The sequence below is a fragment of the Protofrankia sp. Cr1 genome (assembly GCF_963555865.1).
Classification (GTDB): domain Bacteria; phylum Actinomycetota; class Actinomycetes; order Frankiales; family Frankiaceae; genus Protofrankia.
Genome location: NZ_CAUVXO010000524.1, coordinates 1,192 through 2,107 on the forward strand (window position 1 = coordinate 1,192; position 916 = coordinate 2,107).

General features: G+C 68.4%; 1 protein-coding gene and 1 pseudogene. One reads left to right on the forward strand and one right to left on the reverse strand.

What is annotated here, in order from left to right; genetic code table 11:
• The coding region (locus U9980_RS25080) for a hypothetical protein (protein ID WP_322770184.1) at nucleotides 1-413 on the forward strand (413 nt) is incomplete at its 5' end.
• Here U9980_RS25080 and U9980_RS25090 read toward each other — a convergent pair.
• Nucleotides 410-860, reverse strand: a pseudogene (locus U9980_RS25090) (dihydrofolate reductase family protein). The gene U9980_RS25080 and the pseudogene U9980_RS25090 overlap by 4 nt on opposite strands.
• Between the last annotated feature and the right edge of the window lie 56 nt (nucleotides 861-916).

The window sequence follows — 916 nt, forward strand, 5'->3', positions numbered from 1 at the left end:
CGGCAGTCGCCGGTGGCCGACCTGCGGGCGAGGTGGCTGGTATCCAGAACGATACGGTGACCGTGGTCTCCACCGCTGCTGTCGCCGCGGCTCCGCGAGGCCCGGGGCAGTGTCCGGCCGGCCAGCTACCGGGGCTGGACCTCGGGCGGTTCCCCGATGGGAAGGCGGCCGGCGCGGTGAGTCCGGAAGCTGGTTTGCGCGCAATCCGGCCCGGAGCGGAACCGATCATTGTTGAGCGCGCCTGGGGTAACGGGCGGGGAGCTCCGGTCTGGATGCAGGTCGGCAGCGCGACGTTTGTGGCAAACCAGCTGGGGGATGGCACGTGGTTTGTCTCCCCGGCGACCTTCACAGGCTGCCGTGCGCCCGGGGATCTCGGTTCCATGCCTCGCAGCACGGGCGCGCCACTGAACTAGGCCGGCACAGCCGCAGCCCGTTGAGACAGCCGGACACCATCGCCGAGCAGGACGGGCACGATGAGCACGAGGATCTCGTCGAGTAGACCGGCGTCGAGGCACTGCCGGGCTGTGCTGGCGCCGAGGACGTTGACGTAGGTGTCACCGGCAGCGGCCGGCCGCGGCGACGTCGCTGTCGAGGTCACCGACAAAGGTGACACCCGGCACCGGGATGTCCGGGGCATGGTGGGTGAGTACGAACTGTGGTCCGGCCCACCCGCCGCCGAACGGCTTGCCTTCCTTGGTCGTGCCCCTGTACGGATCGTCGCCGCGGAAGGTGCGGTTGCCGATGATTTCATCCACCGTCGGGGTGGGCCCGAAATACCTGGTCAACCAGGACATGTCACCACCGTGGCCTGCGATGAAGCCGTCCAGCGACATGGTGACCGAATACAGCATCTTGCCCATGCTCCACCTCCGTTGAGATCAATCCCGTGCCGACCCCCAGCCGCTGAGCACGCCGT